We start from the raw sequence: 15,610 nt of genomic DNA, 5'->3' as shown, positions 1-15,610 counted from the left end.
GTCGCGAGGACATGCTACCCGGGACGGACGACGATGAGCGGGCTTCTGGGGCGACTCGGCGGATGGTGCGCACGCCACGGCTGGATCGTGCTGACCCTGTGGGTGCTGGCGGCGGGCCTGCTGACGGCGGGCACTCTGGTGTGGGGCCGGCCGGTCAACAACAACGTGTCGATCCCCGGCACCGACGCGCAGCGGGCGCACGAGCTCATGCGCGAGGGCTTCGGACCGGGATACGACCCCGGCGGGACGGTGCAGCTCGTTCTCTACACGGCGAACGGCACGCTGATCGACAAGTCTCGCAAACAGGCCGTCGAGCGGTCGATGGACGCCCTGCGCCGCATGCCGCACGTCGCCGAGGTGGACACGCCGTACCGCATGGGCGGCATGTCGTCCAGCCTGCGGATCGGGATGATCACCGTACGGCTGAAGGGGCAGGACACCACCAAGCTCGCCCAGACCTCGGAGCAGCTCGTCGCCGCCGCGGCGCCGGCGACGCGGGCGGGCATCGAGGTCGTCCCCTCCGACAGCTCCACACCCGCGGACAAGCAGATCAAGACCGGTGCCAGCGAGATCGCCGGCGTCGTCTTCGCGCTGCTGGTGCTGCTGTTCGCCTTCGGGACGCTGGTCGCCGCACTCGTGCCGATCTTCACCGCGCTGATCAGCATCGGCGTCGGGCTCGGCCTCATCGCGCTGCTCGGGCACGTGGTGGACGTGCCCTCGACCGCGTCGATCCTGGCCACGATGATCGGCCTCGGCGTCGGCATCGACTACGCGTTGTTCCTGCTGTCGCGGCACCGGACGCTGCTGGCCGAGGGTGTGCAGGTCCATGAGGCGGTCCGGCGGACGGCGGCCTCGTCGGGCGGGGCCGTGCTGTTCGCCGGCGGCACGGTCGTGATCGCGCTGAGCGCGCTGATGTTCGCCGGGTTCCCGCTGCTGCGCACGCTCGGCTGGATCACCGGCGTCTCGGTCGTGTGCGCCGTGCTCACCTCGATCACGCTGGTGCCGGCGCTGCTCGGCCTGCTCGGGCACCGGATCAACGCGCTGCGGCTGCCGTTCGCCGGGCGCGCCGCCCGCCGCGACGGCCCGGCCACCGGCTGGGCCAAGCTCGGCGCCTGGGTGGCGCGCCGCCCCTGGCGGGTGCTGGCGGTCACCGTGGTCGTGCTGGCGGCGCTCGCCGCCCCGGCCGCCACGATCACGCTCGGTCCGCTCGACAACGGGTACGGCGACAAGGGCACCCCGTCCCGGCGGGCGTACGAGCTGATCGAGGCGGGCTTCGGCCCGGGGGCCAACGGCGGACTCATCGTCGTGGCCGAACTGGACCAGAAGATCGCCGACTCGACCCCGCCCGACCCGGTCGTGCAGGTGCTGCGGCAGCGAGTGGAGCACACCGAGGGCATCGCGTTCGTCGCCCCGCCGAAGGTCAACGAGGACGGCCGCTCCGTGCTCATCCAGGCCGTCCCCGACTACGCCCCGAGCGACCCGCGAGCCCTCGACGTGGTGAAACGGGTGCGGGCCATCGAGGTGCCGGGGGCGCACGTCCACGTCGGCGGTCAAGTGGCCGGACTGGCTGACGCGGGCGACCGCATCATGGGCAGGACGCCGCTGGTCGTCGGCATCGTCGTGCTGCTCAGCGCCCTGCTCCTGCTGCTGGCCTTCCGCGCGCCCCTGGTCGCGATCAAGGCGGCGGTGATGAACCTCGTCTCGCTCGGCGCCGCCTTCGGCGCCCTGGCCGTGGTGTTCTCCCATGGCCTGGGCAGCCGCCTGGTCGGCATGGACCCCCCGCCCTCGGCCGAGGGGTCCTACCTCGCCACGCTGTTCTTCTCGGTGCCCATCGACACGTACGTGCCGCTCATGCTGTTCGCCGTGCTGTTCGGCCTGTCGATGGACTACGAGGTCTTCCTGCTGACCTCCGTACGGCAGGCCTACTCGCGCAGCGGGGACAACCGGAGCGCGGTGGCCGAGGGACTGGGGTCCACCGGCCGCGTCATCACCTCGGCCGCCCTGATCATGGTGGCGGTGTTCACCGCGTTCATCGCCTACCCCGACCCTCTGGTCAAGGTGTTCGGCGTCGGGCTGGCCGTGGCCATCACCGTCGACGCGACCCTGATCAGGGGCTTCCTCGTGCCCGCCACGATGGTGCTGCTCGACCGGCTCAACTGGTGGATCCCACGCTGGCTCGACCGGATCCTGCCGAACCTGTCGATCGAGGGGCACGAGGAGGACGGCGAGCCCGCCGCGGCGGAGCCAGAACTGGTCGGCGCGGGCCGGCACGCCCGCGCCTGACAGGGTCACTCGATCGGCGGAGGCGTGCGGCCGGGCCGCACGCCTCCGTCCGGGATCAGAAGTTCTTGCTGCGGACCGTCCAGGGGGCCCTGGCCGCCAGGCCCGAGGGCCCCAGGATGTACGACCGCGCCGTGGCGTTGTCGTTGAGCGTCATGTCCAGGAACTGGACCACCGCGGTCATGCCTTCGCTCATCTGGGCGCCTGTGATGAATCCGACGTGCCCGGCCTGCGGCTGCTCGGCCAGCACGGCCGGCACCTGGGCCAGGTCGTAGTTGGCCCGGGTGTTGTCGTAGGCGATGTCGGAGGGCCCGCCGTCCAGGAACATCACCGGGATGTGCAACTTGGAGAGCTCCGAGCGCGGGTATCCGAACGAGCCGTCGGCGAAGAACCCGCTGTCCAGCGACACGACGCTCCTGACCCGCCGGTCCTGGGCGGCGACCAGCGCTTCCAGGCCGCCGCAGGAATGGCCGGCGGCGGCGACCCTGGACAGGTCGAGGCGCTGGTAGAGCGGCGAGCCGGTGCGGGCGTTCTCCCGCTCTGCCCAGCCGATCCCGTCGGTCAGCAACGACGGGATCGGGGACCCGCTCTGCACCCCGTTAGGTGAGCCGTCGACGGACGCGGTGTCCACCACGACGAACCCGCGGGCCGCGATGAACGTCAGCGCCTGGATCACCTCGCTCCCGTTGGTGTGCGCGCAGGCCCCGTTGCCGAAGACCAGCACGGGCATGGCGCGACCGACGGCCGAGGGGTTCGACGGCCGGAACACGGTGTAGCGGTTGGTGCCGTACGCGCCCTCCCGCGTGACCGGGAAGTTGTTGTCGATGGCGGGCCGGCTCGGCGGCGTGGGACTGGCACTCGGCGAGAGGCTGGGGCTCGGCGTGGGACTGGGGCTCGGCGATGGCGTAGGCGTGGGGCTGGGGGACGGGGTCGGGGACGGGGAGGTGACGCCGCCGGTGCAGGTCACGCCGTTCAGGGCGAAGGCGGACGGCACCGGGTTGGAGCCGTTCCAGCTCCCGTTGAACCCGAAGCCGGCACTGCCCCCGGTGGGGATGGCGCCGTTGTAGGAGGCGTTGGTGACCGTGACCTGCGAGCCGGACTGGGTGTAGGAGCCGTTCCACAGTTGGGTGACGGTCTGCCCGGCCGGGAACGACCAGGTCAGCCTCCAGCCGTTGACCGGGTCGCCGAGGTTGCGAACGCTGACGCTCGCGCCGAAGCCGCCGGGCCACTCGCTGGTCACCGTGTAGCCGACCTCGCATCCGGTCGTGGCCGCCGACGCGACGCGGGCCGCGGCCACCGTGACGCCGGCCGCCAGCAGCACGGCGGCGGTGCCGGCGGACAGTCTCGACCACCGGCGGAAAGAGCTGTCAAGTCGCACGGGTTCTCCCTCTCGGAGACGATGCGTGTTAGCGCTAACAACCCCAGGACGCCGATATCGACGGGTGGTGAGCTCCTGGAGTCGCGAGTCAACCCCGGCGTAAAGAGGTGAGTCAAGGAGCTTGATATGCCCGTCGTTTCCCTCGCGACGGAAAATCCCTGGTGAGCAGGCGCTTCGGGGAAGCGTGTGAAAGGCCGGCCGCCAGGACGGCGGTGAATGTTTCACGCCTCCTGCTCGCCGCCGGTCAGCAGATCACCGGAGGGGCGGGCCGTCCTGCGTCCCCGGACTGTCCAAGGCCGGGCTGTCGCCCGGTTCAGGACTGTGCTGTTCTGGACTGTGCGGTTCTGGGCTGTGCGGTTCTGGACTCTTCGGCTCGGGGTTGTGTGGTTGGGGGCTGTGGGAATCGGGCGGCTCGGGGCTCGTCGCCGGGCTCGGGTTCTTCCCCGGGCCAGGACTCTCCTTCACCGGGCCAGGACTCTCCTTGGCCGGGTCCGAGGGCGACTCCTGCGGCTTCGGGCACCGGGGACCGGCGACCCGCACCTCGGCCTGGCGCGGCCCGCCCGGGTCGGCCGGCTCGGTCGTGACGCGCACCCCGAGCACGGCCCTCTTCCCGCACTCCACGGGGCCGAGGCCGGCGGCCACGGTGAACGAGTAGGACGTGCGACCCGAGAGCGTACGGGTGTCGGACGACGCCTCGCGGCCGTCGCGCGTGAAGACGCTGGAGACCCTGACCGGGCCCTTGCCCGCGGTCCGCACCGTCACGGCCGCCGTCCTGCCGTCCCAGTCGTCGATCGCCACGCCCTCGACCGCGGGGGCCGGGCAGGGCGGTCCGGTGAGCTTCCGCGTGCGCGTACGGATTCCTCCCTGTGCGGCGGGGACCGTGGACACCTCGACCCGCCGGTAGACGGTGGTGCCGCAGGCCGGGGAGGGGAAGGGCTGCTGCAGGCCGACGTGATAGGACGTCGCGCCCCGCAACCCGACCGTCTGCGCGGGCTGCGCGGCGAGCGCGTCCGGCGACGGCCCGGAGGCGAAACGGGCGGTGAGCAGGACCCGGGCCGCCGTGCTCGCCCGCACGTCGACCGTGACCGCCTGGCCGTCGAACGCCGCGATGCCGAGATCGGTCACCCGCGCCGGCGCCGGCGACGCGGTCGCGCCCATGTGCGAGGGGGTGACGGTCCCCGGCGGCTGGGAAGGTCCCGTTGGCACGGCCGGTCCGGTGGACACGGACGACACCGGCGTGCCGGACAGGTCGGGCGGCGTCGTCCCGGCGTCGTCGCCCGGCCCCGCATCGGTCGGTCCTGAAGCGCCTCCCGAGGTCTCGTCCGGCAGCGTCTGATCGGGTGCCGTGTCGCCGGGCGAGGTCTCGCCGGGTGCCGTATCGTCGGGTGCCGTCTCGTCGGGCGCGACCGGTGGGGCCGTCTCCGGGGAGATCCCGGCCGGGGGAAGCGCCGCGGGAGCGCTGTGCGGCGGAGGCGGGGTGAGCAGGGTGTCCTGCGCCATCGGGGTCTGCCGGTTGGCCGCGACCAACGCCGCGATCACGGCGGCCGACAGCACGGCGGCGCCGATGGCGAACCGGGGCGCGAAGCGCGCGAGCCGCTCGGACAGCACGGTCTGGGCGAGGGACGTGGACGCCTCGACCGGTTCGGCCGGAGCGGCCAGGGGGAACGTCAGCGCCAGCAGGGTCGCCAATTCGGCCAGATGGCGGCGGCCCCGCTGCTCCCAGTCGGACCCGTACGCGGCGGTCGCGGCGGTCTCCAGGTCGGCGATGAACGCCCGTGCCGTGGGCGGCCGGTCCGCCGGGTTCTTGGCCATGCCGCGCGTGACGAGGCCCCGCACCGAGCCCGGCACGTCCGCCGCGGGGATGGGAGCGCTGCGGTGCAGCATGCGCAGCGCCGTCAGGTCGTCCGCCCGGTAGGGCCTGCGCCCGGTGAGGCACTCGTAGAACACGCAGGTGGCGGCGTAGACGTCGGCGGCCGGGCCGGCGGGCCCGCCGTACCACTGCTCGGGAGCCATGTAGGGCGGCGTTCCCGCGGGGGTCTCCGGCGAGCCGCTCGGCGTCGCGATGCCGAAGTCCGACAGCTTGCTGTTCCCGTCGGCCTGGATCAGCACGTTCTCCGGTTTGTAGTCCCGGTGGACGATGCCCGCTGCGTGCGCGGCCGACAGGCCCGCAAGCGAGCCTTTCAGCACGACCAGCGCCGCCTCCGGGCTGGTCGAGCCGTGCTCGGCGAGGATCTTCCGCAGTGAGACCCCGTCGACGAGTTCCATGACGATCGCCGCGCCGTCGCGCGCCTCGACGTACTCGTACAGGCGCACGATGTTGGGGTCGTTCAACTCCACCATGACCCGGGCCTCGTGCCGGAACCCGGCGAGGAAGCGCCCATCCCGCCGCAGTTCCTCGCGCAGGTACTTGATCGCGACGTAGGCGCCGGTGGTCACGTAGGTCGCCAGCACGACCCGCCCGGCGCCGCCCGCGCCGAGTTCTCGCACCTCCCGGTAGCCCGGTACCGACCAGGCGTTCATGACGCCGCCCCCTCAATAGCCCTGACTCAAGGTCTCATCCGAAAGGGCGGTTGTCACCGGAGCAAAAAAGTCACCTTGCGGATGTAGTCCTGGCCTGCGCGGTCACGTGCAGGGCCGCGCGTACGGCGAGTTCGCGTGCGCGGTCCACGTCCACGCCCACCAGGCGGCCGCCGCGCTTGACGATCCGCCCGCCGACCAGCACGGTGTCCACGGCGGCGGTGTCGGCCGCCGTGACGACCGCGGCGACCGGGTCGTGTACGGGCGCGAGGCCGGGGGCTCCGGCGTCCAGGATCACGATGTCGGCCTGCTTGCCGGGGCGCAGCGAGCCGATCCTGCGGTCCATCCCGATCGCGGCCGCGCCCTCGATCGTGGCCATGCGCAGCACGTCGGACGCGGTGAGCTCCGGCGCCGCCTGCCCGGCGCGTCCGGCCGCGAACGCCGCGCGCATCACGGAGAACATGTCGCCGGGGACGTCGGTGACCGTGTCCACGCCGAGTCCGGTCGTGATCCCGAAGGACCGCAGCCTGCCGGTCTCGGGGTGGCCGTGCCCCATCTGCGACTCCACCGCCGGGGCCACCGAGGCCGTGCCGCCGCTGCCGGCGATCAGCTTCAGCGACTCGTCCGGGATGCCGTTGCAGTGCACGAACAGCACGTCCGGGCCGAGCAGGCCGGCGTCGTGCAGCCGCTCGACCGGGCCCTCGCCGGTGGCGTGCAGGCTGAGGCGCAGGCCGAGGTCGCGGGCGAGCGCCCAGTCGGCCCGCGCCGCCTCGACCGAGCCGTAGACCGGGCCCCAGGCGGCGAGGGCGGGGGTGACGAGACCGTCGTCGGACGGCAGGAGCGCCGAGCGGACCCGCCGCACCTCGTCCTCGGCACGGTCGGCGTCGCCCGTTCCCCGATGGGCGTACCCGAAGACCGCCCGCAGGCCGGACTCGCGTAACGCCTCGACGGCCGCGTCGGTGTGGCCGGGGGTGAGCTGGATGTGCGACCAGTCGTACACGGTGGTGACGCCGGCGTTGAGCGCCTCGATCGCGCCCCAGAGGTTGGCGGCGTACACGTCCTCCGCCCGGAACGCCGGGGTGAGGGTACCGAGGACCAGGTCGAGGTACGCGCCGAGCGTCGCGTCGGCCGCGATGCCGCGCAGGACGCTCTGCCAGACGTGGCGGTGGGTGTCCACGAAGCCGGGCAGCACGATGCCGCCGGCGGCGTCGATGATCTCGCTGCCTTCCGGCAGGACGTCCGGCCGCGGGCCGACCGAGACGATGACGCCGTCCTCGACGACGACGGTCGCGTCCGGCACGACGTGCGGACGCGGCTCGGTGTCGACGACCGTGCCGTTGACGATGATCGTCCTCATGGGAATTCCTCTTTCCGGAATGCTTTCAATAAAGCTTTCTGAAAAGCTATCAGGGTGAGGGACTAGGCTCAACCCCATGCGACAGCGGGACCGGGTCGACGAGATGATCGAGGGATGGCGGGCCGAACTGCCGGAGGCGGCCACCGTCCAGTTGGAGATCGTCAAGCGCGTCAGCCGCCTGAAGGCCCGCATCGAGGAGGTCACACAGGCGGTGCTCGGCCGCTACGGCCTGACGTACGCGGAGTTCGACGTCCTCGCCACCCTCCGCCGGGCCGGCCGGCCCTATCGGCTCAAGCCGAGCAGGCTGGCCTCCCACCTGATGCTCACGACCGGGGGGACGAGCAACATCCTGCAGCGGCTGGTCGCGGCGGGGCTGGTGGAGCGGGAGCCCGATCCGGCGGACGGGCGCAGCTCGTGGGTCCGGCTCACGCCGCTCGGCGTCGAGAGGGCCGAGGAGTTGTCGCTGGCCACGACCGAGGCGCACCGGGAACTGCTGGCGGACGTGCCGGAACCGGCCACGCGCGCCCTGGCCGACCAGCTCAGGGACGTCCTGCTCGCACTCGGCGACCGCGCCCAGCCCTGACCACCGCGGCCGGTGTGGGTCCTTCGCATCTAGGGTGATTGCCTATGCCGCGCAACCTCATCCTGTCCGGGGGAGTGGCCCACGACTTCCCGGCCACCTCGGCCGCCCTCGCGGGCGTGCTCGCCGAGATCGGCGTCGAGTCGGAGATCACCGAGGACGTCGCCGGAGCCCTGGCCGCGCCCGCGCCGGTCGACCTGATCACGGTCAACGCGTTCCGATGGACGATGGACGGCGACGACTTCGAGGAGGAGCGGGACCGCTGGCGTTTCGAGACGCCGGACTCCGTCAGGCGGACGCTGCTCGATCACCTCGCGAGGGGCGGCGGGCTGCTGGCCGTGCACACCGCCTCGCTCTGCTTCGACGACTGGCCGGAGTGGGCCGAGATCCTGGGCGGCGCCTGGAGGTGGGGCACGTCCTATCACCCGCCGATCGGCAGGGCGAAGGTCCGGCTCGGCGCCGGTCATCCGATCGTCGACGACCTGGCCGGCTTCGAGGTGACCGACGAGGTCTACACCGATCTCGACGTCCTCCCGGACGTGGAGCCGCTGGCGTACTCGGGGGACCAGCCCTTGCTGTGGGCGAGAACCGTGGCGGGCGGCAGGGTGGTGTACGACGCGCTCGGCCACGACACCCGGTCGTACGGGAACCCGATGCGCCGCGCCCTGCTGCGGCGGGCGGCGCGGTGGCTCCTCGGGAGCTGACCTCCGGAGACTCACCGCCCCCAGAGCGTCGCGGCGACGAGCTCGGCCACCAGCGTCTCGGTGAGCAGAGCGACGTCCGGGTCGTCGTCGTGGCGGTAGCGCACCGCCGCCGCCTGTCCCTCGACCTCCCCGCCGACGGCCAGCACGCGCGACCCGCGCATGCGGATCCACTCCATCGCCTGCTCGTCGTAGCGCGACCCGGGGAACAGCACGGCCCGGTAGTCGCGGGTCTTGGTGAGATAGACGTCCACGTGCGCCCAGTCGCCCGTCTCGCACGCGTCCGCCTGGATGCGCGGTCCCTCGCGGAACATCAGCGCCGACTGTTCGGCCGACGACAGCCGCTCGGCCGGCGCGATCGTGTAGACGCCGTGCGGCCCGTCGAGCAGCCGCACGGCGTCCGCCAGCCACTCACGCCGCCGGTCCAGCAGGTCGGCGGTGGCCGCCGCGGCCCGCCGTACGAGGCCCGCCACGGCATCGGGGCCCTCGGCGAGCGTGAGCAGAAGGGCGAGCGTGTGCTGGAAGGTCCGGCAGGCGACGCCGCCCCGCTCCTCGCCCGCGAGCATCGGCACGACCAGGTCGGCGCCCTCGGTCACGGGAGAGCCGGGCCGGTTGGTCAGCGCCACGACGAACGACCTGCCCCGATGGCGGGCCAGGGCGTCGAGCGTCTCCCGGCTGCCGCCCGTCGCCGACACGACGACGACGGCGGTGCGCGGGCCGGGCGGGGTGCCGAGCGCGGCGGAGGCGTACTCCGCGACGGCGTCCACCCCGGCCGCCCGCAGCCGCTGCGCCGCCACCCCCGCCGCGTAGCGCGAACTGCCCATGCCGAGGAACACCACGCGGTCGAACCGCCGCGTCAGCCCCTCGAACGGATCGCCGCCGTCCAGGAGGCCGGCCAGCGCCTCCAGCGCCTCCGGCTTCGCCTCCAGGTCGGCAAGGAAGAGCCCCGCGTCCACATCCATCTCCTTCGAAAAGTCTTCAGGCGTACCAGGTGCGCAGCACGCCCATCGGCGCGTACCGCCAGCGCGGCAGGTGGCGGGCGGCGTAGATCAGTTCGCGGCACTCCTGCTCGACCTCGAACGGCCGCAGCAGCGACCGGTCGAGCAGGTCGGCGCGGCCGGCCCGCGCGAGCGTCCGGGTGTAGGCCGCCGTCAGGTCCCGGCGCGCCGCGTCGGCCCAGGCGGCCGTCGCGTCCGGGTCGGCGGACCTGCGTCTGACCGCCACCTGCCCCGCGTGGTCCACGCTTGTCGTGAGCTGCGCGAGGTCGCGGGCCGCGGGCTGGTAGGGGTCGGCGTCCGCCACGGTCGGGTTCCCGTCGAAGTCGACCACCGCGTAGCCGTCCCGCCAGCGCAGGATCTGTCCCACGTGCAGGTCGCCGTGGACGCGGATCAGCGGTGTGGCGGGGACGCGGGCGAGGGGCTCCAGTTCGCGGCGCAGGGCCTCGGCCCGCCCCGCCAGCCACGCGCCGTCCGCGCCGTCCGTCAGCGCCAGGGCCTCACGCAGCGCCTCCTCGGCGCGGGTCCGCCACGCCCCCTCGCCGCCGGGCGGCGACAGCCGTACGGGGTCGGGGAAGACCGCGGACGGGGTGGCCATCGCGAGGTGCAGTTCGGCGGCGAGCGCGCCGACCTCGGCGGCGAAGCCGGTGCGGCCGGCCTCGGCCTCGTCGACGCACCACTCCCAGCCGTCCCGCGCCTCGGGCAGGTACGCCGTCACCAGGGCGACCAGCGCGTCCTCCCAGTAGACCGCCGCGTACGGCGTGGCCATACGGCCGAAGCCGGCCAGATGGGCGAGCAGCCCGGGGGCGGGGTGCGGGGCACGCGAGGGCCGGGGGAACCACTTGACCACCACGGTGTCACCAGCGATCACCGACTGGTTGGTCTGGTCCACGGTGATCGGTCGCTCCCCTGGCGGCACCGGCGGCAGCGGCCGTAGCGCCCGCACCGAGAAGGGCGGCGGAGCGAACCCCCGCGCCAGATCGCGCAGGACGCACCCGGTGACTCCGTCGCCGATCTCCAGCGTGAGGACGCCGTCCGGCTCCTCGGTCACCCGAGGCCAGCGGGAGCCTTCCACTCAATCTCCTGAACGTAAATTCAACAACACAACCAAATTACAGGTTTTACGTGGGCTCCGAAGTTTTGTCCACGTTGAGCTATCGTGCAACACTGGCGCCGCCATTCCTCATGCAAGGGAGCCCCCCATGACACGTCGCGTGCCCGTCGTCGTGGCTTCTGTTTGTCTGGCCTCCGCGTTGACCGCCTGTGGTGGCGGCGGCGCGGCCACCGACTCCGCGCCCACGACGCTCAACGCCAGCGCGGACCTATCCAAGCAGAGCCTGACGATTTCCATCTGGGACGGGTACAGCCCGAAGGATCTGCCGGAGCGAGTGAAGGCCAAGCTCGGTTTCGACACCAAGGTCGCCATCCACGACACGAACGAGACGATCATGGCCAAGCTGACCGCCGGCGGCGACAGCGGCATCGACGTGGCGTTCGTGTCCGGTCAGTACGCGCAGGCGCTCAACGCGCAGGGCCTGCTCGAGCCCCTCCACCGCGAGCTGATCCCGAACCTGAAGAACCTCTACCCCGAGGCGTCCCAGCTCGCCTACGACAAGGGGAACGTCTTCTCCGTCCCGTACACCTGGGGGACCACCGGGCTGTGCTACCGCAGCGACCTAGTGAAGACCCCGCCGACGAGCTGGAAGGACCTGCTCGAACCGGCCAAGGACCTGAAGAAGAAGATCACGATGATGACCACCGAGCGGTGGCTGGCGCTTCCGGCGCTCAAGCTGCTCGGAGCCTCGGTCAACACCACGGACCAGGCCACGCTCGACAAGGCCAAGGAGCTGCTGCTGAAGGTCAAGCCCGACCTGCTGGCCTACGACGACACCACGTTCGGCGACCGGCTCAAGTCCGGCGAGGCCGCGATGGTCGAGGCCTGGGACGGCTGGTGCCCGACGTCGGAGAAGAACATCAAGTTCGTGGTGCCGAAGGAGGGCAGCGACCTCTGGGCGGACACGATGGTGATCCTGAAGAGTTCCAAGAACAAGGAGGCGGCGCACGCCTTCATCAACTACATCCTCGACCCCGAGGTCCACGGCTGGGTGCCCGCGAACATCCTCTACAGGATCCCCAACAAGGCGGCCATGGACAAGGTCGACCCGAAGCTGCTCGAGAGCTACCCGACTCTGGCGGAGCCCCCGTCCGAGCTGCTCAAGGGTGAGAGCCTGGTCGACCTGGGCGAGGCCTCCAGCGCGTACACGCGCCTGTCCACCGAGGTCTCGGCGGCGCAATGACGGCCCGACAGCCCGCCCGCCTTCTCGGGAAGGCGGCCGGCCGCGTCGCGACCATGGGGCCCGGGTTCGGCTTCCTGACCGTCTTCATGCTGGTCCCACTGGCGCTGGTGCTGAGCTACACCGTGTTCCGGCGGGGCCGGTTCGGCGGAGTGCTCTACGAGCCGACGGGGGAGAACTTCACCCGCCTCGCCGACCCGCTCTACCTCGACGTGGTGATCGGGTCGGTGAAGCTCGCGGCGATCACGACGCTGCTCGCCCTGCTGCTCGGGTACCCCACGGCGTACCTGATCGCGAAGCTGCCCGCCCGGTGGAAGGTGATCGCCCTGGTGGCGGTCGTGCTGCCGTTCTGGACGAACTTCCTCATCCGCACGTACGCCTGGATCGTGCTGCTCAACTCCGAGGGGCCGGTGAACTCCGGGCTGAAGGCGCTCGGGCTGGGGCCGGTGGAACTGCTCTACACCGACGGCGCCATCGTCGCCGGGCTGCTCTACGCCTATCTCCCGCTGATGATCCTCCCGCTGTACTCCGCCGTGGAGAAGCTGGACCCGGAGCTGCGGGAGGCCTCGGCGAACCTGGGCGCGCGGCCCGCCAGGACGTTCTGGTCCGTCACGCTCCCGCTGTCGCTGCCCGGCGTGCTGACCGGCTGCGTGTTCGTGTTCGTGCCGAGCCTGGGCAACTTCGTGATCCCGGAGCTGCTCGGCGGCGGGCGCCGGATCATGGTCGGCAACCTCATCCGCGACCAGTTCCTCAAGGCCCGCGACTGGCCGTTCGGGTCGGTGCTGGCGCTGGCCGTGATCGCCGTGCTCGTGCTGCTGCTGTTCGCCCAGGCGTGGGCCGCGCGGAGGGCGGGACGCGGTGCGTAGACACGGCTGGCTCCGGCTGCCCTTCTGGCTGACCTACCTGTTCCTGTACGCGCCGATCGTCGTGCTCGTCGTGATGTCGTTCAACCGGAACAAGTCGCCCTACACGTGGGGCGGCTTCTCCTTGGACTGGTACGGCAGGCTGGCGGAGAACGACTCGATCCGCACCGGGCTGGTGAACACGCTGATCGTCGCCCTCGGCTCGACGGTGCTGTCCACGGTGCTCGGCACGCTGCTCGCGGTCGGCCTGGCCCGCCACACCCGCTCCCGGCTGCTCGACGCCCTCTCGACCCTGCCCGCGATCCTGCCCGACCTCGTCATCGCGATCGGACTCCTGGTGTTCTACTCCGCGATCAAGCTGACGCTCGGGCTGCACTCCGTGCTGATCGCGCACACCGTCTTCGGCATGGCCTTCGTCACGGCCGTCGTACGGGCGAGGCTCGGCGGGATGGACACGTCGCTGGAGGAGGCGTCCCGGGACCTCGGCGCGGCCCCGCTGACGACGTTCGTGAAGATCACACTGCCCACGCTCGCCCCGGGCATCGTCGCGGGGGCGCTGCTCGCCTTCACGCTCTCGCTGGACGAGTTCGTGATCGCGTTCTTCACCGCGGCTCCGTCCGAGCCGACGCTGCCGATCGTCATCTACTCCATGGTGCGGTTCGGCGTGACCCCCGAGATCAACGCGCTGGCGACGCTGCTGCTCGCGGTGAGCTTCACCGTCGTGATCGTCGCGCAGCGCCTGACCAGACTGACCGAGGCCCTGCGATGACTCTCATATCCATCGACGGCGTGAGCCGCCGTTTCGGCGAGGTGACCGCCCTCGATTCGGTCAGCCTCGACATCCGGCAGGGCGAGTTCTTCGCCCTGCTGGGGCCGTCCGGCTGCGGCAAGACCACCCTGCTGCGGATCCTCGCCGGGTTCGAGCAGCCGGACACCGGCTCGGTGCGGCTCGACGGGGCCGACCTGCTCGCGATCCCCGCGCACCGTCGCCCGGTCAACCTCATGTTCCAGTCGTACGCCCTGTTCCCGCACATGAGCGTGGAGAAGAACGTGGCGTACGGCCTGGAACGGGAGCGGCTGCCCCGCGCGGAGATCCGGGAGCGGGTCGGCGCCGTGCTGGAGACCGTCGGCCTGACCGCGCAGGCCCGCCGCAGGCCGCACGAACTGTCGGGCGGGCAGCGCCAGCGGGTCGCCCTGGCCAGGGCCGTCGTCAAGCGCCCCCGGCTGCTGCTGCTCGACGAGCCGCTGAGCGCCCTGGACAAGAAGGTCCGATCGGAGATGCAGCTCGAACTCAAGCGGCTGCAGCACGAGGTCGGCATCACCTTCGTCGTGGTCACCCACGACCAGGAGGAGGCCATGTCGCTCGCCGACCGCATCGCCGTGATGAACGGCGGCCGGGTCGAGCAGGTGGATGCTCCCGCGGACCTCTACGAACGGCCGCGCACCCCGTTCGTGGCCGGCTTCATCGGGGCCAACAACCTCTTCACCGGCAGGGTGACGGAAAAGGGACTGGAGGTGGACGGGCTGGGACTGCTCCCCGCGCCCGCGGGACCCGTGGAGGGCGAGACGGCGATGCTCGCGGTGCGGCCGGAGCGGATCCGCCTCGGCCCGGTCACGGAGGATCAGGGGGCGCTGCGCGGCCGGGTCGTCGACGTCAGCTTCTACGGCGGCGTCTCCCACGTGGCGCTGAGCCTGGCGGGCCACGACCGCAACCTGCTGGCGGCCACGCAGGGGCGGGCCAGGGTCGAGACCGGCGCCGAGGTCGCCGTCTCCTGGGACGCCGAGGACGCCGCTCTCGTCCCGACGGGGGTCAGCGGCGACCGGCGGGCCTGAGCGGATTGCCCGTGGACAGGCGGGCGTAGTCGAGGATCAGCTCGACCGCCCTGTCGGAGTCGATGGAGTGGTGCCGGGCGACGATGCGGTAGCCGTACGCGTCCTCCAGGGCGACCAGGTTGCGGGCGATGGTCTCGGAGTCCTGCGCCAGCGTGAAGACGCCGTGGGCGGCGCCCGTCTCCAGGATCGTCTGGTACATCGACACCTGCCGGTCGAACAGCGTGGTCAGCAGCGTCGCGTAGACGCGGTTGCGGCCGGCCGCGCCGCCGAGCTCGCACAGCAGCCTGACCCCGGGGTCGTCCGGGCCGTCGGGCAGGCCCGAGCGAATCGTGACGATCAGCTTCTCGACCGGGTCGGAGATGCCGCTGATCTTCTTCATCCGCCGCTCGTAGAACCGCTCCATGCCGGCGTGGTGCGCCTCGATCAACAGGTCGCGTAGATCGGGGTAGTGGTAGAGCACCGCGCCGGAGGTCAGCCCCGCCTCCTCGGCGATCTGGTTGAGGTGGACCCCCTCGGCGCCGTGCAGGAGCATCGCCCTGTGGGCCGCCTCGATGAGGTCGAGCCGCCGGTCCGCCTTGCTCTTGCGCTGTGTCATCCCACCCCTGTCATTGCACCTCGCTTCATTTAGCCCGACACGATACCCCCCAGGTCTTGACGGGTGTATCAGGGACGTATTTGAATCACGCTTCAACTAACATTTGAGGAGCCCCGAATGACGGCCACGCCCTTGACGATCCTGTTCATGCCGGAGAGCGCCTACGGGCCGACGAACAACTGCGTCGGGATCGGCGACGTGCTGCGTCGCCGTGGCC

Annotated in this window: 13 protein-coding genes; 7 read left to right on the top strand and 6 right to left on the bottom strand. The window is 71.7% G+C overall.

The genetic code is table 11. The annotated features are described in order from the left end of the window. Positions 1-33 precede the first annotated feature (33 nt). Entirely contained in the window at positions 34-2,283 is a 2,250-nt protein-coding gene (locus tag Msi02_RS37015; RefSeq protein WP_204052456.1) for an MMPL family transporter, read from the top strand. A 55-nt stretch (positions 2,284-2,338) separates the two neighbouring features. On the opposite strand, the gene Msi02_RS37010 is transcribed toward Msi02_RS37015, so the two are convergent. From Msi02_RS37010 to Msi02_RS37000, 3 genes are all read right to left on the bottom strand, one after another. Beyond that, positions 2,339-3,658 (bottom strand): cellulose binding domain-containing protein, encoded by a 1,320-nt coding sequence (locus Msi02_RS37010; protein ID WP_204052455.1) that lies wholly within the window; start codon positions 3,656-3,658, stop codon positions 2,339-2,341. A gap of 252 nt (positions 3,659-3,910) precedes the next feature. Next, positions 3,911-6,178, bottom strand: a complete 2,268-nt coding sequence (locus Msi02_RS37005) for a serine/threonine-protein kinase (protein ID WP_204052454.1) — start codon at positions 6,176-6,178, stop codon at positions 3,911-3,913. 70 nt (positions 6,179-6,248) lie between these two features. Further along, complete coding sequence (locus Msi02_RS37000) at positions 6,249-7,532, bottom strand: amidohydrolase family protein (RefSeq protein WP_204052453.1); 1,284 nt, start codon at positions 7,530-7,532, stop codon at positions 6,249-6,251. Between the two features lie 76 nt (positions 7,533-7,608). Between Msi02_RS37000 and Msi02_RS36995 the strand changes: the two genes are divergently transcribed. After that, positions 7,609-8,115, top strand: coding sequence for a MarR family winged helix-turn-helix transcriptional regulator (locus tag Msi02_RS36995; RefSeq protein ID WP_204052452.1), 507 nt, complete (start codon positions 7,609-7,611; stop codon positions 8,113-8,115). 44 nt (positions 8,116-8,159) lie between these two features. After that, positions 8,160-8,816 carry a ThuA domain-containing protein gene (locus Msi02_RS36990; protein ID WP_204052451.1) on the top strand — a complete coding sequence of 219 codons (657 nt, stop codon included), beginning with the start codon at positions 8,160-8,162 and terminating at the stop codon, positions 8,814-8,816. A gap of 11 nt (positions 8,817-8,827) precedes the next feature. Here Msi02_RS36990 and Msi02_RS36985 read toward each other — a convergent pair whose 3' ends face one another. Next, on the bottom strand, positions 8,828-9,769 hold the full coding sequence (locus Msi02_RS36985; RefSeq protein ID WP_204052450.1) for an SIS domain-containing protein: 942 nt from the start codon (positions 9,767-9,769) through the stop codon (positions 8,828-8,830). A 22-nt stretch (positions 9,770-9,791) separates the two neighbouring features. Further along, positions 9,792-10,883, bottom strand: a complete 1,092-nt coding sequence (locus Msi02_RS36980; protein WP_204052449.1) for a hypothetical protein — start codon at positions 10,881-10,883, stop codon at positions 9,792-9,794. A 127-nt stretch (positions 10,884-11,010) separates the two neighbouring features. On the opposite strand from Msi02_RS36980, the gene Msi02_RS36975 reads away from it, so the two are divergent. The 4 genes from Msi02_RS36975 to Msi02_RS36960 are packed head-to-tail and all read left to right on the top strand — an operon-like array spanning position 11,011 to position 14,798. Continuing rightward, positions 11,011-12,105 (top strand): polyamine ABC transporter substrate-binding protein, encoded by a 1,095-nt coding sequence (locus tag Msi02_RS36975; RefSeq protein WP_204052448.1) that lies wholly within the window; start codon positions 11,011-11,013, stop codon positions 12,103-12,105. Then, positions 12,102-12,968: an ABC transporter permease gene (locus Msi02_RS36970; RefSeq protein ID WP_239109103.1), complete on the top strand. Its 867-nt coding sequence runs from the start codon at positions 12,102-12,104 to the stop codon at positions 12,966-12,968. Before Msi02_RS36975 ends, Msi02_RS36970 begins: the two co-directional genes overlap by 4 nt. Beyond that, a complete protein-coding gene (locus Msi02_RS36965; protein ID WP_204052447.1) occupies positions 12,961-13,734 on the top strand; it encodes an ABC transporter permease in 774 nt (257 codons plus the stop codon). Before Msi02_RS36970 ends, Msi02_RS36965 begins: the two co-directional genes overlap by 8 nt. Further along, positions 13,731-14,798, top strand: coding sequence for an ABC transporter ATP-binding protein (locus Msi02_RS36960; protein ID WP_204052446.1), 1,068 nt, complete (start codon positions 13,731-13,733; stop codon positions 14,796-14,798). Before Msi02_RS36965 ends, Msi02_RS36960 begins: the two co-directional genes overlap by 4 nt. Here Msi02_RS36960 and Msi02_RS36955 read toward each other — a convergent pair. Further along, entirely contained in the window at positions 14,776-15,393 is a 618-nt protein-coding gene (locus Msi02_RS36955) for a TetR/AcrR family transcriptional regulator (protein WP_204052445.1), read from the bottom strand. The genes Msi02_RS36960 and Msi02_RS36955 overlap by 23 nt on opposite strands. Positions 15,394-15,610: the final 217 nt, after the last annotated feature.

Source organism: Microbispora siamensis, assembly GCF_016863095.1.
In the GTDB taxonomy this organism is placed as follows: Bacteria; Actinomycetota; Actinomycetes; order Streptosporangiales; family Streptosporangiaceae; genus Microbispora; species Microbispora siamensis.
Note: the sequence above shows the minus strand (reverse complement) of the source record. Positions and strands in the feature narration are given on the sequence as shown.

Excerpts from the sequence above, each read along its gene's own strand:
- Msi02_RS37015 (WP_204052456.1), top strand. The coding sequence starts at position 34 with ATGAGCGGGCTTCTGGGGCGACTCGGCGGATGGTGCGCACGCCACGGC.
- Msi02_RS37005 (WP_204052454.1), bottom strand. The coding sequence starts at position 6,178 with ATGAACGCCTGGTCGGTACCGGGCTACCGGGAGGTGCGAGAACTCGGC.
- Msi02_RS37000 (WP_204052453.1), bottom strand. The coding sequence starts at position 7,532 with ATGAGGACGATCATCGTCAACGGCACGGTCGTCGACACCGAGCCGCGT.
- Msi02_RS36995 (WP_204052452.1), top strand. The coding sequence starts at position 7,609 with ATGCGACAGCGGGACCGGGTCGACGAGATGATCGAGGGATGGCGGGCC.
- Msi02_RS36990 (WP_204052451.1), top strand. The coding sequence starts at position 8,160 with ATGCCGCGCAACCTCATCCTGTCCGGGGGAGTGGCCCACGACTTCCCG.
- Msi02_RS36975 (WP_204052448.1), top strand. The coding sequence starts at position 11,011 with ATGACACGTCGCGTGCCCGTCGTCGTGGCTTCTGTTTGTCTGGCCTCC.
- Msi02_RS36970 (WP_239109103.1), top strand. The coding sequence starts at position 12,102 with ATGACGGCCCGACAGCCCGCCCGCCTTCTCGGGAAGGCGGCCGGCCGC.
- Msi02_RS36960 (WP_204052446.1), top strand. The coding sequence starts at position 13,731 with ATGACTCTCATATCCATCGACGGCGTGAGCCGCCGTTTCGGCGAGGTG.
- Msi02_RS36955 (WP_204052445.1), bottom strand. The coding sequence starts at position 15,393 with ATGACACAGCGCAAGAGCAAGGCGGACCGGCGGCTCGACCTCATCGAG.